A 21,899-nucleotide genomic window follows, 5' to 3' on the forward strand; every position below is an offset into this window, starting at 1 on the left:
AGATGTCACGTTCGGCTCCGCAAGATCGCCCGCTGGTGTTGATCACTGGAGCCTCCAGCGGCATCGGCCAGGCGCTGGCCGAGCGCTACCACCGGGCAGGGTGGCGGTTGGCCCTTGTGGCGCGGCGCGTGGATATGATCGAATCCTGGGTCATGGCAGTAGGGATAAGCGCGGGTAGCTATGAAATATATAGCGCAGATGTAGCGCAGCCTGACAGCGTCATCGCGGCGTGCCACGCTTGTCTGGAGCGCCAAGGGCTGCCCGATGTGGTGGTGGCCAACGCGGGAATCAGCGTCGGGGTGGACACGGCGCAGCGCGGCGACCTCGATGTCATGGCGCAGACCTTTGCGACCAACACCCTGGGCATGGCGGCCACCTTTCATCCGTTCATCGATGCGATGGTCCGCCGTGGCAGCGGCCGGCTGGTGGGAATCGGCAGCGTGGCGGGTATCCGGGGCCTGCCTGGCCATGGAGCTTATTGCGCGAGCAAGGCGGCGGTGATCAGCTACTGCGAGAGCCTGCGGGGGGAGTTGCGCGGCACCGGCGTGCAGGTGGTGACGATCTGCCCGGGCTATGTGGATACGCCGCTGACGCGGGAGAACCGGTATGCCATGCCCTTCCTGTTGCCGCCGCAGGCTTTTGCGGACCGCGCGTTCCGTGCCATTGAGGCGGGGGCGACATACCGGGTGATTCCCTGGCAGATGGGCGTAGTGGCCAAACTGCTGCGCATATTGCCGGATGCGTGGTTCGACCGGCTGCTGGCGGGACGGCCACGCAAGCATCGCGCGGGGCAGGGCCGATCTTCCAATCCCTGAGGCCTGGAAGGACAAAAGGCTCCCGAGGGAGCCTTGTGATGGTGGAGCGCGCTTTTACCCGCGCCTGCCAAAATCAATATCCGTTGTTGCCGCCACCGCCGTAGCCGCCACGGCCACCACCGCCGCCGCCACGTGGACCGGAGCCGTAGGGGCTGCGAAAGCCGCCTTCGCTGCGGCCACCACCACCGCCGCCGTAGCCGCCACCACCGCCACTGCGGCCGCCGCCGTAGCCGCCACCCCCACCAAAGCCGCCGCCACCGCTGCGGGGGGGGCGCGCTTCCATGGGGCGGGCTTCATTCACGACAATGCTGCGGCCGCCGAGGGACTGGCCGTTCATGCCATTGATGGCATCTTGGGCCTCGGCATCGCTGCCCATTTCCACGAAGCCAAAGCCTTTGGAGCGGCCGGTGTCGCGCTCCATCATGACCTTGGCGCTGGTCACCGCACCGAACTGGCTGAAGGCTTGCTCCAGATCTTGGTCACGCACCGAGTACGGCAGATTGCCGACGTACAGTTTGTTGCCCATTAAGGGACTCCTCAAAAACAATGGAATGAGCGACGGAGTCCCGAACCCGCAGCCAGTTAATCACAATGACGCCCTATGCGCGAAAACTGACGGATCACCGCAACCTCTACGAGGCAATACCCTCGTCAAAACATTATGCGCCAGAACCTTTGTAAAGATGCAAGGGGTTTTCAACGCACGTGTCGTCAATCTGACGCAAAAAAAAGAGCCCTAAGGCTCCTTTTTTTTGACTCAGCGGAATATCAATAGCTGGAGCGGCCGCCACCGTAGCCGCCGCCATAACCACCGCCACCGCCGCTGCGGCCACCGCCGTAGCCACCACCGCCACCAAAGCCGCCGCCGCTGCGGGGCGGGCGGGGTTCCATCGGACGGGCTTCGTTGACCACGAGGTCGCGGCCGCCGTAGTTCTGGCCATGCGCGCCCTGGATGGCGGCCTGGGCTTCAGCGTCGCTGCCCATTTCGACAAAGCCGAAACCCTTGGAGCGGCCGGTGTCGCGCTCCATCATGACCTTGGCGCTTTGCACGGCGCCGAATTGGCTGAAGGTCTGCTCCAGATCCTGGTCGCGGAAGGTATAGGGCAGGTTGCCCACGTAGAGTTTGTTGCCCATGATCGGACTCCTAGAAAAAACATGAAATGCGATGGAGCCCGACGCAATCAACAAACCTGTGACGACTTCAAAGACGCGAAACTGACCAGACACCGCAGCGTGCACTTCCGCATGGCAGAACTGCAGGGCCATTATCAAGCATTGCCATAACCCCAAGGATGTCGTAATTGCGCGCCAGCAACACTTTCCAGGGTAACTACTGTGTCTAGCTGGGCAAAAAGGTGCCTTCTTCCGCCGGATACAATCCTCCGCTGTCTTTGGGGAGTAGCCTGCCCCGCGCGAGTCCGCTGCGACTGCGACGCGAGAGGATGCATGCATCAACAGACTTGGGGCCCTTGGGCGCCATGGTGCATGGGACCCGCTGCCACAGCGGGTCGGGCGAGACCATTGACCGCGTACCGATCCATCAGGCCGGAGTCGGAGCGTGGTCAATGCTGTCCGATGTACTTCCGGCCGGAAATCTATTACGACCGCCCCATGGAAGCCTTCCTCGTCTCCACCGCCATCGTCACCCTTGCCGAGATGGGTGACAAGACCCAGCTGCTGTCGCTGGTGCTCGCCGCACGCTTTCGCAAGCCCTGGCCCATCGTGCTGGGCATTTTCGTGGCCACGCTGGCCAACCACGCGCTGGCAGGCGCGGTGGGGTCGTGGGTGACTACCGTGCTGGGGCCGCAGGTGCTGCGCTGGGTGCTGGGTCTTTCCTTCATTGCCATGGCGGTGTGGATGCTGATTCCCGACAAGCTGGACGACGACGGTGACGGTGCGGCGCCGCGCTTCGGCGTGTTCGGCACGACGCTGGTGGCGTTCTTCCTGGCCGAGATGGGCGACAAGACGCAGGTCGCCACCGTCATGCTGGCTGCGCAGTACAGCGCCTACTTCTGGGTCGTGGCGGGTACTACGCTGGGCATGATGCTGGCCAATGCGCCCGTGGTCTGGCTGGGGGATCGTCTGGTGAAGAAGGTGCCGATCCGCGTGGTGCACCTGGTGTCTGCGTTGATCTTCCTGGTCTTGGGCCTGCTGGCGCTGTTTGCGGGAGATGCGACGCCTTTGGCATAATGGCCCGCAGACGCGCCGATTTGCACCGCTTGCGGGCGCTTTACAAATCCAGCTAAAGACGTGACCGATCGACACGCCTGCCACCCCAGCACGCACCCGGACCCGGCCTCGTTGTTTAGCGAAGCCGGGTTTTTTCATGTCGTTCATCGCCACACCGCAAACCATGCACTTCGCCGAGCCCCTGCCGCTGCAGTCGGGGGCCTCGATCCGCGACTACACCTTGGCCTACGAGACCTACGGCACGCTCAACGCCGACCGCTCCAACGCCGTACTGGTATGCCATGCGCTCAATGCCTCACACCACGTCGCGGGCAGCTACGCAGGCCAGCCCAGGAGCGAGGGCTGGTGGGACAACATGATTGGGCCGGGCAAGTCTGTCGACACCAACCAGTTCTTCGTCATCGGCGTCAACAACCTGGGCTCGTGCTTCGGGTCCACGGGGCCCATGCACCGCCACCCGGACACGGGCGAGGTCTACGGTGCGGACTTCCCCGTCGTCACAGTGGAGGACTGGGTCGATGCGCAGGCGCGCCTGCTGGACCGCCTGGGCATCGCGCAACTGGCGGCGGTAATGGGCGGCAGCCTGGGCGGCATGCAAGCGCTTTCCTGGACGCTGCAGTACCCCGAACGCATGCGCCACGCCGTGGTCGTGGCCAGCGCCCCCAACCTCACGGCCGAGAACATCGCCTTCAACGAAGTGGCGCGCCGGGCCATCGTCACTGACCCGGACTTTCACGGCGGGCACTTCTACCGCCACGGCGTGATCCCCAAACGCGGGCTGCGCATCGCGCGCATGATCGGCCACATCACCTACCTGAGCGACGACGTGATGAACGAGAAGTTCGGGCGCCAGTTGCGCGAGGGCATGGACCTGAAATACAGCACGCAGGACATCGAGTTCCAGATCGAGAGCTACCTGCGCTACCAGGGCGACAAGTTCAGCGACTATTTCGACGCCAACACCTACCTGCTCATCACGCGTGCGCTCGACTACTTCGACCCCGCGCGCCAGCATGGCGGCAATCTGGCGCAGGCGCTGGCCGTGGCGCGTGCCAAGTTCCTGCTGGTGAGTTTCACCACCGACTGGCGCTTCTCGCCCCAGCGCAGCCGCGAGATCGTGCACGCGCTGCTGGAGAACCGCCGCGACGTGAGCTACGCCGAGATCGACGCCCCGCACGGGCATGATGCATTTTTGCTCGATGATCCGCGCTACATGGGCGTGGTGCGCTCTTATTTCGATGGTATTGCCAAGGGGCTGCAGGGAGGACAACCATGAGCGACCACGCCACCATGCAAGCCATTGCGCGCCTGGTGCCCGAAGGCGCGCGCGTGCTCGACCTGGGGTGCGGTGATGGCGCGATGCTGGACTACCTGCAGCGCGAACGCGGCTGCAGCGGCTACGGAATCGAGATCGCCGACGCCAACGTGCTCGCCTGCGTGCGCCGCGGCGTGAACGTGATCCAGCTCAATCTCGACGAGGGGCTGGCGATGTTCGGCGATAACAGCTTCGACGTGGTGCTGCAGATCGATACGCTGCAGCACCTGCGCAATGCCGAGGTGATGCTGCGCGAGACTGCGCGCGTGGGCAAGAGCGGCATCGTCGCCTTCCCCAATTTCGCACACTGGCCCAACCGCGTGTCGGTGCTGCGCGGGCGCATGCCCGTCACCCGGCGCCTGCCCTACCAGTGGTACGACACGCCCAACATCCGCGTGGGCACGTTCAAGGACTTCGAGGTGCTGGCGCACAAGAACAAGCTGCGCATCCTGGACGCCTTCGGCCTGCAGGACGGGCGCGAGGTGCGCTGGCTGCCCAATGCGCGTGCGGGCACGGCAGTGTTCCGTTTCGAGCACGACTGATCGCACCGTCCAGCCCGGCGCGCAGGGGACATTTCTCGCCGGCGGGGTTTTGCTATTATAATTGTAGCTGTTAGCGCTTGATGGATAAGCGCTAGAGGCCAAAATTCCTCTGTTCCCGATGCCGGGCCTCTGGGCGGGATGCGTGGTACGTGAGACCGCGTAAGGGATATTGTGAATAGATGTAACGGCAGGCCTGCCGTAGATTTCCAGACAGACCGGGACGACCCGGCGCACCCCTTTTTCTGGAGACATGCATGGCCGCCGTTTCGCTTGCCCACCATTCCGTTGCCCGCCGGGTCACGCTGACCGCCCTGGGGCTTGTGGCCCTGGTGCTGGTGGGCGTGGGGCTGGCCCTGGCGGTTCTGACCGAACGCAGCACGCGGGCGCAGCTGGTGCAGAGCATTGGCGGCACCACCCAGGCCGTCGCCCATTCGCTGGATGCGGCGGACAACACCAACCGTGAGCTGGTCCAGGCCACCATGCGCGGCTTTCGCCGCTACTTCGAGGCCACCATGCAACTCGACGAGGGCGCGGGGGAGCTGCGCAGCTTCGGCGCGCTGGTCAACGAGGACTACAGCGCGGTGGACAAGTTCGCCAACGAGACCGGCGGCGTGGCCACCGTGTTTGCGCGCAAGGGGGACGACTTCGTGCGCATCACCACCTCGGTGAAAGATGCGCAAGGCCAGCGCCAGCAGGGCACGCCGCTGGACCGTGCCGATCCTGCCTACGCGGCAGTCGCCAAGGGCGAGCCCTACACCGGCATCACCGTGGTCGCAGGCAAGCCCTACATGGGCCACTACCTGCCGGTCAAGGACACGGCAGGCAAGGTGGTGGCGCTGTTGTTCATCGGCAATGACGTCAGCATCTTCCACGCCATGCTGCAAAAGCAGGTGGAGCAGACACGCTTTTTCGAGCACGGCGGCGTGTACGTGATCAACCCCGGCGCCGGGCTGGAGCAGGCCGGCTTCGTGTACCACCCCACGGCGCGGGGCCAGCGGGTGCTGGAGGCCTTCCCCCAGTCACGGGCCTTCTTCGAGGCGTTGGTGGCTGCGCCAGAGGGCTTCGTGCGCGACGCGGCGGCGGTGTATTCGCCCGGCGCGCAGGACCCTTGGGCGCTGCTGCGCAAGACACAGGGCGGATGGTGGGTGGTTGCCGAGGTGCCGGACGCCGAGGCCATGGCCGGCCAGCGCCACGTCACCTGGGCCGTGTGGGGATTGATGGCATTGGCCGTCGGCTTGCTGGGCGTGGGTCTGTTCGTGATGCTGCGCCGCGGCGTCAGCCAGCCGCTCACCGGGCTCACGCAGGCCATCACGCTCGTCGCGCAAGGCGACCTGACGCAGAGCTTCGAGACCACGCGGCGCGACGAGATCGGCACGCTGGTGCGGGAAGTGGAAGGCATGCGCCTGCGCTACGTGCAGATGCTGCAAGAGGTGCGCACGGCTGTGGACAGCATCGACACCGCCAGCGCCGAGATCGCCAGCGGCAACCAGGACCTGTCGGCACGCACGGAGGCCACTGCCGGCAGCCTGGCGCAGACGGCGCAAAGCATGGACCAGCTCACGGCCACCGTGCGCCAGTCCGCCGATGCGGCCCACCAGGCCAACCAGCTCGCGGCCTCCGCCGCGCACGTGGCGGCCCGCGGCGGTCAGGTGGTGGGCGAGGTGGTGACCACCATGGACGACATCAACCAGAGCTCGCGCAAGATCGCCGACATCATCGGCGTGATCGACGGCATTGCCTTCCAGACCAACATCCTGGCGCTGAACGCCGCCGTGGAGGCTGCACGCGCCGGCGAACAGGGCCGCGGCTTTGCCGTGGTGGCGGGCGAGGTGCGCAGCCTGGCGGGCCGCAGCGCCGAGGCGGCGCGCGAGATCAAGCAGCTCATCCAGGCCTCGGTGGAGAAGGTGGAGACGGGCGCGCGCCTCGTGCAGGACGCCGGCAGCACCATGGGCGAGATCGTGGGCAGCGTGCAGCGCGTGGGCGACATCATTGGCGAGATCACGGCCGCAGCGTCCGAGCAGGCCGGCGGCATTGGCCAGGTCAACCAGGCCGTGGGCCAGCTGGACCAGATGACGCAGCAGAACGCCGCGCTGGTGGAGGAGTCCGCCGCCGCGCACAGCCTGCGCGAGCAGGCGGCGCGCCTGGCCGCGGCCGTGCAGGTGTTCAGGCTGGGGCCGGCCCTGGGCGACGCGTCCCTGATTGGGGCACCTGCGCATGCACCCGCGCCAATGGCTGAGGTGGCCGACCTGCGCGTGGGGGCCCTCGCGCTTACCTGAGTGCGGGCCTCGCCGGGGCGGGGCGGTTATCCTCGCGCGCTGCGCGCCTGGCTCGGGGCGCGTCCACCCTTGCCGTTTCCATGCCGTTCCTCGATGTGCCCACCATGCTGCTGATGACCGCGGCGGCTTCCCTCACCATGGCGGCATCCCTGGGCGCGGTGCGGCCGGGGCGCCGCGAGGGCATCAGCTTGTGGGCGCTGGGGCTGATGATGCACACCTCCACGTACGTGCTGTACGCCCTGCGCGGCCTGGTGTCCGACTGGGCCAGCATCGTCCTGGCCAACACGCTGCTGTCGGGCACGTTCGCCATGGTGCTGGCGGCCGTGCACCAGTTCCAGGGGCGGGAGTTGCCGTGGCGCCGCATGGCGGTGCCGGTCGCGGCGACAGCGCTGTTGTTTGCGTTCTTCATTGACGACTACCGCGCACGCATCGTCACGGCGGGCGTGGTGCCGCCGCTGCAGCTGGGCATGGTGCTGTGGTCCCTGTGGCGCGAGCGGCCGGCTGCGTCCCTGCGCGGCGCGACGCTGCTCAGCGTGGGCCTGGTGATGGAGGTACTGCTGCTGGGGGTGCGCGGAATGCTCGCAGCCACGCGCGACATACCGGCCGAGGGGCTGATGCAGGGCAACGCCATGCAGTCCATCACCTTCATGGCGGCCTTCGTGGTGGTGATCCTGAGTTCGCTGGGCTTCATCCTCATGGGCAAGGACCGCTCCGATGCCGACAATCGCTATTTCGCCGCGCACGATGCGCTCACGGGGCTGGTCAACCGCCGTTCGCTCATCATGGCGCTGGAGCGCGATGTGGCCCGCGCCGTGCGCCTGCGCGAGCCTTACGCGGTGATGCTGGTGGACATCGATCACTTCAAGTTCGTCAACGACAGCCATGGCCACCTGGCGGGCGACAGCGTGCTGCGCCATGTGGCGGACCTGCTGCGCACGCGCCTGCGGGCGCAGGACCTGGTGGGTCGCTACGGGGGTGAAGAATTCATGGTCCTGTTGCCGCACACCCCGCTCGGCGGGGCCCTGGAGCTTGCCGAGACGCTGCGCCGCGCCGTGGAGCGCTTGCCCTGTGTGGGCGGCGGCAAGGAGATACCGGTGACCGTGAGCATCGGCGTGTGCGGCGGGCCCCTGCAGCCCGCGGATGGCTGGGACAGGCTCGTTCAGGGGGGCCGACGAGGCGCTGTATGCAGCCAAGCTCGCCGGGCGCAACCGGGTGGAGTCCACGGCGCTGGCGGCACCGTGCCCCGCGCCCGTACCGGCGGTGGACTAGGGCCTGTTCACACTATTTTTGCCAGATGCGTTGCGATCAAAAAGGGCCAGGCGCAAGGCGCCAAACGAAGCTGGGGTGCTACCCCAGCGAGGCTTGGCAACGCCGCGAATGGCCCTTTTCGATCGCAACCCGGAGGGAACGGAGTGAAAACCGCGCCATTCGTCGTTGCCCTCCTAGCCAAGGCCCCGGCCTTGGCGTCGTCACGCGCCTAGTGTAGTGTTGCATTCTGTTTGGAACTTAATCGGCTATTGGCGCGGATGACCTTTTGCAGGATGTCGCGAGCGTTCTTGGTCCAGATGAACGGCTTGGGGTTGGTGTTGTGATGCGCGATGTACTCATCGATGGCCGAGACGAGTTCGGGCACGCTGGTGAACACCCCGCGGCGTAGCCGGTTCTCGGAGATGTCGCGAAAGAAGCGCTCGACCATGTTCAGCCACGATGCCGAGGTCGGCGTGAAGTGCATGTTGAATCTGGGGTGCTTGGCCAGCCACTCCTGCACAGCTGGATGCTTGTGCGTGGCGTAGTTGTCGGCGATCAGATGCAGCGTCTTGTCCTTGGGCGTCTCCCGATTGATTTGACGCAGGAACTTCAGCCACTCGATGTGGGTGTGGCGCTGCTGGCACTGGCCGATGACCTGACCGTTGAGCACGTTGAGCGCAGCGAACAAGGTGGTTGTGCCGTTGCGCTTGTAGTCGTGCGTCATGGTGGCCGCGCGCCCCTTCTTGAGCGGCAGCCCGGGCTGCGTTCGGTCCAGCGCCTGCACCTGGCTCTTTTCGTCGCAGCACAGCACCAGCGCATGCTCGGGCGGCGACATGTAAAGCCCCACGATGTCTTCGAGCTTTTGCACGAACTGCGGATCGCGCGAGACCTTGAAGCCGCGCACGATGTGAGGCTTGAGACCGTGGGCCTGCCAATGGCGCATCACGGTGCTGGCGCTGACGCCCAACTCAGCGGCCATCGTGCGCGTGCTCCAGTGCGTGGCCGCCTCGGGCTTGGTCTGTGTGGTTAGCTTCACAAGCTTGGCCACATCCACCTTCACCGGCGGTGCGCCGCGCGGCAAGTCGCGCTCGATACCTTGCAGCCCCAATTGCAGGTAGCGTTCACGCCAGCGCGCCACCTGCACGCGCCCAATGCCAAGCTGCTCGGCAATATCCTTGTTTTGCAGCCCCTGCGCGGCCAGCAGCACGATCTGGGCGCGCTGGGCCAATCTGACGCTGGTGCGCTTGGAGCGCGCCAGCCGGCTCAGCTCGCTTTCCTCTTCATCCGTCAACACAATCGTCGGGGCAACTCGCAATTTTTCACTCCAATGCAAACCGTAGTAGAGCATTGGAGCGTGGTTGCTCAATTAAGTTTCATTAAGAATCAAACACTACACTAGATTGGCGCGGTTTTCACGCCATTCGCACTGGCAAAAATAGTGTGAACAGGCCCTAATAGGGCGCCGTGCAGATCGCCGTCGCCGGGCGGCGGGTGTTGGCGTATCCTGCGCCTTTTGCGCACCGACAGAGGTTCCGCCATGAACGACCGCCTGCCCGCCGCCGCCCTGGATGCCGCACTCGCGCTGGAACGCGTGGGGCGGGTGTGGGACGAAGACATCCTGCGGCAGCTCACCGACTACATCCGCATTCCCGCCAAGTCACCGGGCTTTGCGCCCGACTGGCGCGAACAGGGCCACCTGGAGACCGTGCTGCGCAACGCCGCGCAGTGGGTCGAGGCCCAAAAGGTGGCGGGCCTGCAGTTGGAGATCGTGCGCCTGCCGGGGCGCACTCCGGTGCTGTTCTTCGAGGTGGCGGCCACCCAGCCGCGGTCCACGCAGACCGTGCTGATGTACGGCCACCTGGACAAGCAGCCCGAATTCGAGGGCTGGCGCAGCGACCTGGGCCCGTGGACACCCAAGTACGAGGACGGCAAGCTCTACGGCCGGGGCGGCGCCGACGACGGCTACGCGGTCTACGCCAGCGTGGCTGCGGTGCAGGAGCTCAAGCGCCAGAACGTGCCGCACCCGCGCATCGTGGGCCTGATCGAGACCTGCGAGGAGAGCGGCTCCGCCGACCTGCTGCCTTACATCGACGCGCTGAAGACCCGCCTGGGCGACGTGGCGCTGGTGATCTGTCTCGACTCGGGCGCGGGCAACTACGACCAGCTGTGGCTCACCACCAGCCTGCGCGGCATGGCCAGCGGCACGCTCAAGGTCCAGATCCTCACCGAGGGGGTGCACTCGGGCGACTCATCGGGTCTGGTGCCGTCGTCGTTTCGCATCATGCGCCAGGTGCTCGACCGGCTGGAGGACTCGGCCACGGGCCGCCTGCTGCCTGCGCACTTCCACTGCGAGGTGCCACCCGACCGCCTGGCGCAGGCGCGGGCCACCGCCGCCATCCTGGGCGAGGAGGTCTACAAGCGTTTCCCCTGGGCGCATGCCGATTGCGGTGGCAGCACGGTGTTTGCCCTGCCCACCACCACCGACCCGGTACAGGCGCTGCTCAAGCGCACCTGGGAGCCCACGCTCAGCGTGACGGGGGCCGAGGGCTTCCCCGCCCTCAAGGACGCGGGCAACGTGCTGCGCCCCTACACGGCCTTCAAGCTGTCGTTGCGCCTGCCGCCGCTGGTGGACGCCGCCGCCTGCCTGCAGGAGATGAAGGCCGTGCTGGAGGACAACGCACCCTACCAGGCCAAGGTCACCTTCGCCCCCGATGGCGCGGCCAGCGGCTGGAACGCCCCGGCCATCACGCCGTGGTTCGAGCAGGCGCTCAACGCCGCGAGCCAGGCGCACTTCGGCGCGCCTTGCGGCTACATCGGCCAGGGCGGCACGATTCCGCTCATGAACATGCTGAGCCGCGGTTTCCCGACGGCGCAGATGATGGTCTGCGGCGTGCTCGGCCCCAAGAGCAATGCCCACGGCCCCAACGAGTTCCTGCACGTGCCCTACGCCAAGAAGCTCACCGCGGCCGTGGCGCAGGTGATCGCCAGCATGCCGGCCTGAAAACGCGCACGGCCATGCAGGAACTGAGCGAACCCACGCTGCGCCCCTTCACCGCCAGCGACGGCGAGAACCTCGCCGTACAGGACTGGCCGCTGCCCGCGCAGGAGCGCCGCGGCGCCGTGCTGCTGGTGCACGGCCTGGGCGAGCACGCGGGGCGCTACGAGGCCCTGGCCCAGCGCCTGAACGGCTGGGGCTTCAGCGTGCGCGGCTACGACCACTACGGCCACGGCGACTCCGGCGGGCCGCGAGGCGGCCTCACCAGCGACCTGCGCCTGCTGGCCGACCTGGCGGACCTGGTGGACGCCACACGCACGCGGCTGCGGCCCTGCGAGCCGCTGGTGCTGCTGGGCCACAGCATGGGCGGGCTGGTGGCGGCGAGCTTCGTGGCGCGGGGCGTGCGCCCCGTGGATGCGCTGGTGCTCTCGTCGCCCGCGCTGGCCACTTTCATGAACCCGCTGCAAAAGCTGCTGCTGGCCACGCTGCCCCGGCTGGTGCCCAACCTGCGCGTGGGTAACGGCCTGAACCCTGAACACCTGTCGCACGACCCGGCCGTGGTGGCCGCCTACCGGGCCGACCGGCGTTGCCACGACCGCATCAGCGCGCGGTTGGCGCGCTTCATTGCCGATGCCGGCCCCGCCACGCTGGCGCGCGCCGCGCGCTGGACGGTTCCTACGCTGCTGCTGTGGGGCGAGGACGACCGCATCGTCAATCCCGCGGGCAGCCGTGCCTTCGGGGCAGCGGCGCCCCCGGCCGTGGTGCATGCCCAGGGTTTTGCAGGGCTGTACCACGAGATCTTCAACGAGCGCGACGCGGCGCCCGTGTTCGCGCAATTGGAATCGTGGCTGGAGCAGCGCTGCCCGGTGCGCCGGGTGCAGCCCGTGGCGGCTTGAGCCAAATCGGCCTGCAGCGCTTGTGTAGCAAGCGCTAGCAGCTACTTTTTTAGGAGTAAATCCGCCGTCAATGCGCCAGCAGCACGCGGTTGCGCCCCAGGCGCTTGGCGCCGTAGAGGGCCGCGTCCGCGCGCTGCAGCAGCGCGGCGGTGCTCTCGCCGGGGGCCAGTTCCGCCAGCCCGACCGACACCGTCAGAGACAGCTGCGTGCCGCCTGGCAGGGCCACAGGCGTGGCGGCCACGGTGGCGCGCACGCGCTCCAGCAGACGCGTGCCGTCCGCCGGGTGGGTATTGGCCATGAGCAGCAGGAACTCCTCGCCGCCCCAGCGCGCCAGGAGGTCGCTGGCCCGCACGCAGCCGTGCACCGTCTGCGCGAACGACTGCAGCGCCACGTCGCCGGCCGCATGGCCGTGCGTGTCGTTCACCGCCTTGAAATGGTCCAGGTCCAGCTGCGCCAGCAGCAGGGGCTGCCGGCTGCGCTGCGCGCGCGCATGCTCCAGCCGCATCATCTCCAGCATGTAGCGGCGGTTGGGCAGGCCTGTGAGCTCGTCGCGGATGGCCAGTTCGCGGATCTGCTCCACGGCGGCGGCCAGCTCGCGCTTTTGGCTGCGCAGACGGGCCCGCGCGCTGTGCACGCGCGTGGTGAGGAAGGTGCTGCTGGCCAACACCATCGCAATCATGACCAGGTAGGCCGCCGACAGCGCCGGGGGCTGGCTGTCGGGCGATAGCCAAGCCGGATGCCACCACTGCACCACGGCGCCCGCTGCACCAAAGGCCACCAGCCCGTAGAGCGCCACGCCCACCATCTGGCGGGGGGTGAGCCCGAAGACGCCGAACATCATGATGACCGCGAGAATGGGCGGCGCAATGCCGCGCGCGGGGCCGGCGATCACATAGGCCGCCGCGTTGCAGGCAATCGCATAGACGATCTGGAACAGCGTGAGCGACGGGTCGGCAAAGCGCCGGCTGGCGCCGCTGCGGATGAGCACGAACACCGTGGTGATGCCCGCGCCGCACGCCAGGGTCCACCAGTACACCGGCACGGGATCGGTCAGGCCGGCGGCGGCCACCAGGTGCATCGCCCCGATGCAGCCCAGCATCAGCAGCGCCGACACCCCCGCCATGGCCAGGCGGATGCGCTGATGGGGATCGGTCGTGATGAGTGCATCCAGCGTCCGCTGGGCAAGGCCGCGGCGGCCCGTGGCCTCCTGGTTCACGCAAGCTCCTTTTCTCAGAGGCGCGGGGCTGCGGACCGCGCACGCTGTATGGACTGTAGGCGGGCCGCGCGCGGTCTGAGAATAGGTAGTTGCCGTGAGCTGGAGGTCTGGCCTGCCAGGGGGGCGATGAGTTGTCCCGATGCCCTGTCGTGGGACCGCGTTGACGGGCGGTACCGGTCGCTGTGCGGTGCGGCGCCGGATGCGCTACAGCCAGAATTCCTGCTCAGCTTTGTGGCCTTGGGTTTGCAACGCGGTGCACAGGGTGCGCAGCGTGGCTGGCAGGTCGGGGTCGGCCTGCAGGCGCTGCAGCCAGGCATGGTCGTGTGCGCTCAGCGGGAGGCGCGGGGCCGCGCCCCAGTCCTGCGGCTGCATGCGGTGGGCCTGCCAAGGCAGGCCCACCGCATGCCACAGCGCACCTGCGGCCAGCGCGATGGCCACGCCCGCGGGGTCAGGGTCGCAGCTCACATCGGCTGGTGCGGGGGCTTGCTGTAGCAGCCACTGCATCGCCTCCCGCCAGCTCTGCGGCGGCTGGCCGGGCAGCCAGACCACGCAAGTGCCGGGCGCGGCCGCCACTGCCTGGCGCTCGAAGCTTGCACGGTTCTCGATCAGCCAGTAGCGGCGGGGCGCCCGCACCCTAGCCGGCGCGCCAAACAGGCGCGTGGGCAGGCCGCACAGGCCGGCAGCCGCCACATCGATGTAGCCCCCGGGCGTATTCAGAGTGAGCGAGCCGCCCAGCCACAACAGCGGCGCGAAGCGGGCGATGCCCAGCGCTTCCAGCGGCACATGGGCTTGCAGCCATTTCCATTCAGTCGGGGTGATGGCCTTGGTGGTGCCGCGCGCGTGCTGGGCGAAATCCTGGCGCAACCCGAAGCGCTGGTCGGCCTGCCAACTGGCCAAGGCTTGCAGCAACTGCAGGCGCGCCTGGCGCAGCGTCTCGCCCTGGCGGCTGTCCAGACAGTGGCGCACAGCGCTTTCTAGCCAGGGCTCCTGCTCGCCCAGGGCCTGCAGTTGTGCTGCCAACTGCTGGCGAGCGCTCTCGCGGGTGGCTGCGCTGCGCAGGCCCACGGCCTCCTGCAGCACGGCCACATCGCTCCACACGATGCGTTCGACGCGCCACTGGGCGTGGATGAAGCGTTCCTTGGTGTGCAGCGCACCGGCATGCAGCAGCAGATCCAGGAGACCCTCGGCCAGCTCCAGCCGCTGCGCGCCCGCAATGTCCAACAGGGACTGCCATTGGCGTTCTGCCGCGTCGGCGCGCAGCCAGTCGCACAAAAGGGCCTGTTGGGCGGGCCGCAACGTTGGCAGGCTCGTCCACGGTGCGCCGTGCCGCGTACGGCGACTGTGCCCGTTGGGTTGCGTGCGCGGGGCGGTCATGCGCTGAGGGGTTGGAGCTCCGGCACGCCGCGCCGCTTGGCCACGGCGATGGGCGGCGCCCAGCGGCTGCCGGCGGGCTTCTTGCTGGTCACGAGGGTGATCTCGGCGGGCTCGAACACCTCCAGGTTGTGCGTGATGGGCGTGGTCAGCACGTACTGCGCGCGCGTGCTGCGCAGGAAGTGGCCCACGAGCTGGATGTTGCGCACGTCCAGGTGGGCGAAGGGCTCGTCGATGAAGACGAAGCCGCCCGAGCCGCTTTCCTCGTCTTTCAGCAGGCCCACCAGCAGGATCAGCGACTTGATGACCTGCTGCCCGCCCGAGGCCTCGCCGTCGTTCAGCCCGATGCTGCCCTTGCCGTCGAAGGCGAAATGCACTTTCAGGCCCGCCTGGGCGAGCACGGTGTCGTCGTTCTCCAGCAGGGGGAGGTCGGCCGCCACTTCCACACCGGCCAGCTGGCCCAGCTCCTGGATGTTCTTGCGGTAGCGGCGCACCGTGCTGCGCAGCACCTCGATGTAGCTCTCGCGCGCGTTCAGCACCGCCGTGGCGGCCTGGGCGTTCTTGACCTGGTGGTCCGACAGGCTGGCCGCCTGCTCGCGCACCGTCACGTCCATGCGGCGGTGGCGTTCTTCCACGGTGGCGTCCTGCTCCCAGGTGCCTTGCTCCAGTTCCTGCTCCACGGCATGCAGGCGCAGCTTGGCCTGGGTGTCGTTCACGTATTCGTCGACCAGCGCGCCCATGGCGGCGGGCGTGATCCAGCGCGCCGGGAACTGCGCACGCTGGGCCTGGCTGCGGGCCACGGCCCCCTGTTGCTGGCGGCGGCGCGCGCTCCACTCCTGCGCGGCGCGCTCGCTGTCGCCGCGCGCGCGCTGCAGCTGCGCCTCCAGGCGCTTGTGCTCGTCGTTGAAGGCGCGGTGGCGGTCGTGGGCGCGTGTGGATTCCTGCTCCAGGCGCTGCCACAGCTGGGCCGCGGCCACGCGCGCCTGCTTGGCGGCGGGTAACTGCTCGCGCGCCTGGGCAAACTCGTCGCTGCGGCGCGCCAGCTCCTCGGCGGCGCTGTGGCCTTCCAGGGCGCGGCGGGTGTCGGTGATCTGGCGCTTGAGGGCCATGAGCTGGTCCAGCACGGGTGCCAGCTGCGCATCGATGCGGGCCAGGTCGCGCTCGGCCGCGCTGCGGCGTGCCTGCACGGCACTGGCGCCGAACTGGTGCTCATGCGCCTCCACCCACATGGAGCGCGCGCCGCGCCCGTCGTGCATGTAGGCGTGGGGCGTGATCCAGGTGCCGCCCAGCTTCTTGCCCTCGCGCGGGTCGGCCACGCAGCGCAGGTTCTGCAGTTGCTGCACCAGCCAACGCGGCACGGGCGCGGTGAAGCGCACATGCTCCAGCAGCGTGCCGCTCTCGCCCTTCAGCGCCACGCTGCCCGGCTCGACGATGTAGTGGCGGTAGCGCTCGCGCTCGCCCAGCTCCCAGGCCTCGGTCAGATCGTCCGCCTGGTCCAGCAGCACCACCCAGCGGTGGCCGCGCAGCACACCCTCGATGGCGGCGCGCCAGCGCTCGTCCTGCACTTCCACGGTTTCGGCGACGAAGCGGTGGCCGATGCCGGCGTTGGCCAGTTGTTTGCGAAAGCGCAGCACCTCGGGCGGCAGCGGCGGCAGGCTCTGGCCTTCGAGTGCGGCGAGCTGCGCGGCGGCCAGCTTGCGCCGCTGGGTGAGTTGGCTGCGCTCGTCCTGCAGGGCCGATTCCTGGTCCTGCAACTGGGCCAGGTGGGCCTGCAATTCGTCGGCATTGCTGCCCTTGTCCACCAGCGCCAGCAGCTCCTGCTCACGCTGGGCCAGCTTTTCCAGCGGGGCCTCGTGGCGTGTGGCCTCGTCCAGCTGCGTGCGCGCCTGGTCGCGCTCTGCGCGCAGCTGCTCGGCTTGCTGTTGCGCGCGCGTGCCTTCCTCCAGCAGGTGCAGCAGGCGCTTGTTCTGCACCGCCTGCTCCGCCAGGGCCGCACGGTGCTGGGCCTTCTGGCGGCGCAGCTCGCGCGACTGTTTGGTGAGCTGCTCGCGCTCGCCCCACCAGCCGAGCACGGGCAGCACCTCGGTGGCCAGGCGCTCGCGCTCGGCCAGGCGCATCTGCCAGGTCTTGTAGCTGGTCACGCGGTTGTGCAGTTCGGAGAGCTGCGCGCGGCTGTGGTCCAGCTCGCGCTCGGCCTGCGCCATCTCGCGCGCCAGCTGCTGCTGGTGCTCGCGCGCCTGGTCGTAGGCGTCCAGCACCTGCTGGTCGCCGAACACGTCGAACACCAGGCGCAGCAGCTCGCGCGGGCTGAATTCGCACAGCCGGTCGGTCTGGCCCTGCTCCAGCGAGAGCACGCGCGCAATCGCCGGCGACAGGCCGGCGGCGGCCAGCACGCGGCCCCAGGCCTCCACGCCCATGAAGCCCAGGTCCTTCTCGGGCATGTCCAGCAGCTGCTCGATGGAGACATCGCCCTCCACCAGGCAGTAGCGGCGCTGCCAGTCGCCCCCGTTCTTGTCGATACGGCAGGCCAGCGTGACCTGGTCGCTGTAGAGCAGGCGGCGCGCAAACGGGCGGCTGGAGCTTTGCCGGCCCTGCGGCCGGTTGTCCACCACGGCGCGCAGCCAGGCAGTCTGCGCGCCGGCGTGGCGCGCATAGGTGCGGTAGTCGCGCGGGGCCGAGCAGCGCAGGCCCAGCAGGGTGCGCATGGCGTCCAGCAGCGTGGTCTTGCCCGAGCCGTTGGGGCCGGCAATCGTGATGATGGAGCCGTCCAGCGGCAGGGCCACGCGCTGGCAGTAGTCCCAGTGAACGAGTTCCAGGGTTTGCAGGTGGAACATGGCGGTCAGTTCTCCTGCACCGTGGATGCTTCGTTATTCATAGCTTCTGGCGCTTGCTGTTCGGGCGTTAGAGGCTGATTTGGCTCGGATTCCGGCGCAGCCGCGCGCTCGCGTAGCAGTACGTCGGCCAGCGCGCCGTCCAGGATGCGCGGGGCGAGCACGTCGTAGTCCAGCAGCACGTCCAGCAGCGGCCCCTCGGCGATCTCGTCCTGGCGGCGCAGGATGAAGCCGTGGCGCTCCAGCAGCTTGAGGTTGGCGTCCAGGCGCAGCTTCTTGCCCAGCTGCGGGCCATAGTCCTCCAGCAGCGCCTTGTACGACAGCACGGGGCTGGCCACGCTGGCCTGGGGCAGGGGCTTGGCACCGGGGAAAAAGTCGTTCTGCCCCGCGTCGGCCTCCTGCACGCGGCTGGTCTGGCGCTCGCGCTTGGGCAACACGATGAGCGCCCACAGCACGATGAGCAGCGCCTGCGCGTCGCGCGGCAGCTCCAGGTTGTTGTTGGCGTTCAGGCCGGACTCGCCCATCACCCCGTTCTGCGCGGCGCTCAAGAGGGCCACGCTCACGTGGTCGGCGTAGATGCTGTCCATCCAGCGCAGGCCGGATTGGGCCAGGCGTTGCTCCACCTGGGCAAAGAGTTCGGCATCGACCAGCGCGCGCTTCACACGCGGGTGGCTGCGGGGCAGCCAGCGGCGCGTGAGCAGCTCGGCGATCAGCAGGGCGGCGTCATCCATTCTTCACTTCCTCGGTGCCCTGGGGGCTGTCGGGTTCGGCCGGTATCAGCCGGCCACGGCTGAGCAGCTCCACCTGGTGGTGGTCCAGCGGCTCGGCCTGCGGCTGCCATTCGATGCGCCACGGCTGGCGCGCCAGCTCGCCCGTCAGGCCCGGCAGCACGGCGGCCTGCGGATCGCCCAGCAGGGGCATGAGCTGGGCCTTGTAGGCCAGCTGCGCGTAGCGCGTGGCGCCGGGGCGCGGGCCCAGCAGGGCCTCGGCCGCGGTGCGGGCGGTATCGGCATGGCCGCCGTCGCGGGCCCATTCGGCGAGCAGCGCATTCAGGTCGCCCAGCTCGCGCGGCAGGGCCACGGCGGTCAGCGTGCCGGCGGGCGCGCTCTGCGCGTTGGGCAGGGCCTCGGCCAGCGCGGGCTGGGGGCGGTCGCGTTCGAACTCGGCCTCCACCACGTCCAGCAGCTCGTGCGGGGCCAGCGTGGCCAGTTGCGTGGGCAGGGCCACGGCGCCGTCCAGCAGGCGGTGCAGCTGCGGTGCGGCCTGCAGCCAGCGCTTCACGTCGGTGCTGGTGATGCCGGTGGTGCCCAACGTCACGCGCTGGCGGTCCACCTGCTGCAGCGCACGGTTGAACTGGCTGGCCATGGCCAGCAGGCGCGACTGCGCCTGGCCCAGGCCGCGCGCCGCGCGCTCCAGCAGCAGGTGGCCGTGGCTGTTGCCGATGATGGCGGTGATGGCATCGGAGGCGCGGTCGATGAGCTGGGCTGCGCGGTCGTAGCGCTTGCGCGCCTCGCGCAGGCGGAACTCTGAGCCGCTGGCGATGGCGTCGGCAAACTCGCCGTGCAGGCGCGCCAGTTGCGCCTGCAGCAGCTGCACCTGGCCCGCATCCACGCTGCCGAGCTGGTTGGCGCCCACCACCTGGCCCAGCAGGGCGGCGAGTTCGCCGCCGTCGGCGTTGTCGTCTTCGGGCGCGGGGCTGGTCAGCGGTGCCAGCAGGCCGGCCACGCGCTGGGCCAGCGCGGGCAGGTGGTAGCTGCGCTGGGTCTCGTCCCAGGCGAGCAGGCCCACGTCGCGCAGGCGCTTGAGCACCGTCTCCAGCGCTTCGGGGCGCAGCGCGTGAAAGAGTTCGTCGATGCGTTCGCGCGGCAGTTGCGCGTCGCCCTGCGCCGCCAGTTGCAGGAACACCCACACGCGCAGCTGCACCAGCGCCGCGGGGCCGTGGAACAGGCCGCTCAGCGCCTGCGTGAGCGGCTGCTGGCGCGACAGGTGCCACAGCAGCGGGGAGTCCTGCGCGGTATCGTCAAAACTGTAGGCGTCGCGAAAGAAGTCCGCGATGGCGCCCATGCCTAGGCCCATGCCTGCGCCCACGCCGTTGTCCAGCGCGTCATCGCCGACCTGCGGCGCCAGGTCGTCCGGGGCCAGTGCGCGCATCAGGCCAGCCCCAGCAGCGCCAGTGCCGCCACCGAGGCAGTTTCCGCCCGCAGCACGCGCGCGCCCAGGCTGGCCGGCGCAAAGCCCTGGGCCAGCGCGGCGTCTTCCTCCTGCGCGGTCAGGCCGCCCTCGGGGCCGTGCAGCACCCAGACGGCGCCGCCCTGGGCCGCGGCTTCCCGCAGCGGGCGGCTGCCGCTGCGCAGCGACAGCAGCAGGCGCGCCGCGTCGGGGGCGAGTGCGTCGGCAGGGGGCTGGCGCAGCCAGTCGGCCAGGGACAGCGGCGCGTGCACGGAGGGCACGCGGTTGCGCCCGCATTGCTCGCAGGCCGCCACGGCAATCGCCTGCCAGTGCTGCTGGCGCTTGGCGGCGCGCTCGCCGGACAGCTTGAGCACGCTGCGTGCCGCGGCAATCGGCTGGATGCTCGCGGCACCCAGCTCGGTGGCCTTTTCCACCAGCCAGTCCATGCGCTCGTTGGCGGGCATGCCCACCACCAGGTGCACGGCGCGCGCGGCCTCGCGCTCCACGGCGCTGTGGCTGCCGACCTGCACCTGCACATCGCTGCGGCCCATGTGGGTGACGGTGGCGCTCCACTCGCCGCCCTCGCCGTTGAACAGCGTGACCGCGTCGCCCGGCTGCAGGCGCAGCACCTGCACATGGCGCGCGGCCGTCGGCGGCAGCGTGAGCTGCGCATCAGCGGCCAGGGGCAGGGGGCAGTGAAAACGGGGCATATCTTTCAAAAATAGTAGCTGCCAGCGCTTGATGGACAAGCGCTGGAGGCCGATTTGGCTTGTAAACCTAGACGCGCCCGAAGGCGTAGCCCATGGCGGCCTGGGTGCCTTCCAGTTCGTCCACCAGCCGCAGCAGCGGCGACAGCTCGCGGTAGCGGCCGGCCGTCTGGCGGATGTAGGCGATAAAGCGCGGCGCGTCGGCCAGGTACTTGGGCTTGCCGTCGCGCAGCGTCAGGCGCGCGAAGATGCCGGCCACCTTCAGGTGGCGCTGCAGCGCCATGAAGTCCACCGCGCGGTAGAAGTCGCCGAAGTCCGCACCCCAGCCGCTGCCGCTCGCGGCGCCGAGAATGCCCGCACGCCGGGCCTTCTCCCAGTAACGCACGGTAATGTCGATGACGAAGTCTTCTTCCCAGCTGATGAAGGCGTCGCGCATCAGGCTGGCGATGTCATAGGTCACGGGGCCGTAGACCGCGTCCTGGAAGTCCAGCACGCCCAGGCGCTCGTCCGCACCCACCATCAGGTTGCGCATCATGAAGTCGCGGTGCACGTACACGCTGGGGGCCGCCAGGTTCTGCGCCACGATGGCGTCGAAGGCGCGGGCCAGCGTGGTTTGCTGAGCGTCGGTCAGCGTGGCCTGGCGGTGGCGGGCGATGTACCAGTCGGGAAAGAGCTGCAGCTCGCGGCGCAGCAGCGGCTCGTCGTAGGCCGGCAGCACACCGGGGCGCGAGGCGCGCTGCCAGTCGATGAGCAGGTCCACGGCCTGCAGGTACCAGGCGTGTGCGGCGGCCGGGTTGGCGGGGTCCAGGCGCTCGATGGCGGTCTGCGCGCCCAGGTCGGACAGCAGCATGAAACCGTGCGTTTCGTCCCAGGCCAGGATCTGAGGCACGCGCAGGCCGGCGGCCTGCAGCAGCGCCTGCACCTGCACGAACGGGCGGCAATCTTCCTTGTCGGGCGGCGCGTCCATGACGATGCGGCTGGTGCCATCAACAGCGTCCAGGCGCAGGTAGCGGCGAAAGCTCGCGTCCGCGGACGCCGGGCGCAGGGACTCGGGCCGCAACTGGAGCGAGGCGGCCAGCGGGGCCAGCCAGGCGTTGAAGGCTGCCTGGCGGGCCGGGTCGGTCCAATGCACGGCGCTCGCATGCACGGCGCCCGTATGCACGGCGCCCGTATGCACGGCGCCCGTGTGCACGGCGCCCGTGGCCGGCTCGGATGTGCCCGCCGGAGTGGGGGAAGAGGGGTGGCTCATGGATAATCGGATTCTACAAACCCGGCCTTCCCCGGCGGGGTGGCCCGCGGTGCCCGTGCCCAGCGGCCCGCCGTCCGTC

General features: G+C 68.8%; 17 protein-coding genes and 1 pseudogene. 8 read left to right on the forward strand and 10 right to left on the reverse strand.

From position 1 onward, the window contains the following. The first annotated feature begins 2 nt into the window (after positions 1–2). The gene (locus I3K84_RS13340) at positions 3–815 is read left to right on the forward strand and encodes an SDR family oxidoreductase (RefSeq protein WP_135147768.1); all 813 of its coding nucleotides are present in this window, start codon (positions 3–5) and stop codon (positions 813–815) included. 73 nt (positions 816–888) lie between these two features. On the opposite strand, the gene I3K84_RS13345 is transcribed toward I3K84_RS13340, so the two are convergent. Next, a complete protein-coding gene (locus tag I3K84_RS13345; protein ID WP_196994729.1) occupies positions 889–1,341 on the reverse strand; it encodes an RNA-binding protein in 453 nt (150 codons plus the stop codon). A 242-nt stretch (positions 1,342–1,583) separates the two neighbouring features. After that, the gene (locus I3K84_RS13350; protein WP_015914690.1) at positions 1,584–1,949 is read right to left on the reverse strand and encodes an RNA-binding protein; all 366 of its coding nucleotides are present in this window, start codon (positions 1,947–1,949) and stop codon (positions 1,584–1,586) included. A 477-nt stretch (positions 1,950–2,426) separates the two neighbouring features. Between I3K84_RS13350 and I3K84_RS13355 the strand changes: the two genes are divergently transcribed. The 5 genes and pseudogenes from I3K84_RS13355 (at position 2,427) to I3K84_RS13375 (ending at position 8,407) form a co-directional block, all read left to right on the forward strand. Then, positions 2,427–3,005, forward strand: a complete 579-nt coding sequence (locus I3K84_RS13355) for a TMEM165/GDT1 family protein (RefSeq protein ID WP_015914689.1) — start codon at positions 2,427–2,429, stop codon at positions 3,003–3,005. Positions 3,006–3,141: 136 nt separating this feature from the next. Next, on the forward strand, positions 3,142–4,281 hold the full coding sequence (locus I3K84_RS13360) for a homoserine O-acetyltransferase (RefSeq protein ID WP_011807202.1): 1,140 nt from the start codon (positions 3,142–3,144) through the stop codon (positions 4,279–4,281). Further along, positions 4,278–4,862: a methionine biosynthesis protein MetW gene (gene metW, locus I3K84_RS13365; RefSeq protein ID WP_011807201.1), complete on the forward strand. Its 585-nt coding sequence runs from the start codon at positions 4,278–4,280 to the stop codon at positions 4,860–4,862. Before I3K84_RS13360 ends, metW begins: the two co-directional genes overlap by 4 nt. A 254-nt stretch (positions 4,863–5,116) precedes the next feature. Next, on the forward strand, positions 5,117–7,138 hold the full coding sequence (locus I3K84_RS13370; RefSeq protein WP_196994730.1) for a methyl-accepting chemotaxis protein: 2,022 nt from the start codon (positions 5,117–5,119) through the stop codon (positions 7,136–7,138). Between the two features lie 80 nt (positions 7,139–7,218). Then, a pseudogene (locus tag I3K84_RS13375) lies at positions 7,219–8,407 on the forward strand (diguanylate cyclase). Positions 8,408–8,615: 208 nt separating this feature from the next. Here I3K84_RS13375 and I3K84_RS13380 read toward each other — a convergent pair. Next, the gene (locus tag I3K84_RS13380) at positions 8,616–9,734 is read right to left on the reverse strand and encodes an IS630 family transposase (protein WP_231403305.1); all 1,119 of its coding nucleotides are present in this window, start codon (positions 9,732–9,734) and stop codon (positions 8,616–8,618) included. 189 nt (positions 9,735–9,923) lie between these two features. Here I3K84_RS13380 and I3K84_RS13385 point away from each other — a divergent pair, with 189 nt between their 5' ends. Together I3K84_RS13385 and I3K84_RS13390 are read left to right on the forward strand one after the other, a co-directional pair. Continuing rightward, complete coding sequence (locus I3K84_RS13385; protein ID WP_015914685.1) at positions 9,924–11,387, forward strand: M20 family metallopeptidase; 1,464 nt, start codon at positions 9,924–9,926, stop codon at positions 11,385–11,387. Positions 11,388–11,401: 14 nt separating this feature from the next. Next, positions 11,402–12,277, forward strand: a complete 876-nt coding sequence (locus I3K84_RS13390; protein ID WP_196994731.1) for an alpha/beta hydrolase — start codon at positions 11,402–11,404, stop codon at positions 12,275–12,277. A gap of 67 nt (positions 12,278–12,344) precedes the next feature. Here the strand turns inward: I3K84_RS13390 and I3K84_RS13395 are convergent, their stop codons facing one another. The 7 genes from I3K84_RS13395 to I3K84_RS13425 all read right to left on the reverse strand — a co-directional run bounded on the left by I3K84_RS13395 (position 12,345) and on the right by I3K84_RS13425 (position 21,820). After that, on the reverse strand, positions 12,345–13,493 hold the full coding sequence (locus I3K84_RS13395; RefSeq protein WP_231403327.1) for a sensor domain-containing diguanylate cyclase: 1,149 nt from the start codon (positions 13,491–13,493) through the stop codon (positions 12,345–12,347). Between the two features lie 204 nt (positions 13,494–13,697). Then, complete coding sequence (locus I3K84_RS13400; RefSeq protein ID WP_196994732.1) at positions 13,698–14,867, reverse strand: hypothetical protein; 1,170 nt, start codon at positions 14,865–14,867, stop codon at positions 13,698–13,700. Continuing rightward, positions 14,864–17,698 carry an ATP-binding protein gene (locus I3K84_RS13405; protein ID WP_196994733.1) on the reverse strand — a complete coding sequence of 945 codons (2,835 nt, stop codon included), beginning with the start codon at positions 17,696–17,698 and terminating at the stop codon, positions 14,864–14,866. Before I3K84_RS13405 ends, I3K84_RS13400 begins: the two co-directional genes overlap by 4 nt. A 5-nt stretch (positions 17,699–17,703) precedes the next feature. Beyond that, positions 17,704–18,426 carry a hypothetical protein gene (locus I3K84_RS13410; RefSeq protein ID WP_196994734.1) on the reverse strand — a complete coding sequence of 241 codons (723 nt, stop codon included), beginning with the start codon at positions 18,424–18,426 and terminating at the stop codon, positions 17,704–17,706. After that, positions 18,419–19,846, reverse strand: coding sequence for a hypothetical protein (locus tag I3K84_RS13415; RefSeq protein ID WP_196994735.1), 1,428 nt, complete (start codon positions 19,844–19,846; stop codon positions 18,419–18,421). The genes I3K84_RS13410 and I3K84_RS13415 overlap by 8 nt, the downstream gene beginning before the upstream one ends. Next, entirely contained in the window at positions 19,846–20,574 is a 729-nt protein-coding gene (locus tag I3K84_RS13420; RefSeq protein WP_172209066.1) for a 16S rRNA (uracil(1498)-N(3))-methyltransferase, read from the reverse strand. Before I3K84_RS13420 ends, I3K84_RS13415 begins: the two co-directional genes overlap by 1 nt. Before the next feature lie 67 nt (positions 20,575–20,641). After that, on the reverse strand, positions 20,642–21,820 hold the full coding sequence (locus tag I3K84_RS13425; RefSeq protein WP_231403328.1) for an aminoglycoside phosphotransferase family protein: 1,179 nt from the start codon (positions 21,818–21,820) through the stop codon (positions 20,642–20,644). Positions 21,821–21,899 lie beyond the last annotated feature (79 nt).

It is taken from the genome of Diaphorobacter sp. JS3051 (genome assembly GCF_015832135.1).
GTDB lineage: Bacteria > Pseudomonadota > Gammaproteobacteria > Burkholderiales > Burkholderiaceae_C > Diaphorobacter > Diaphorobacter nitroreducens.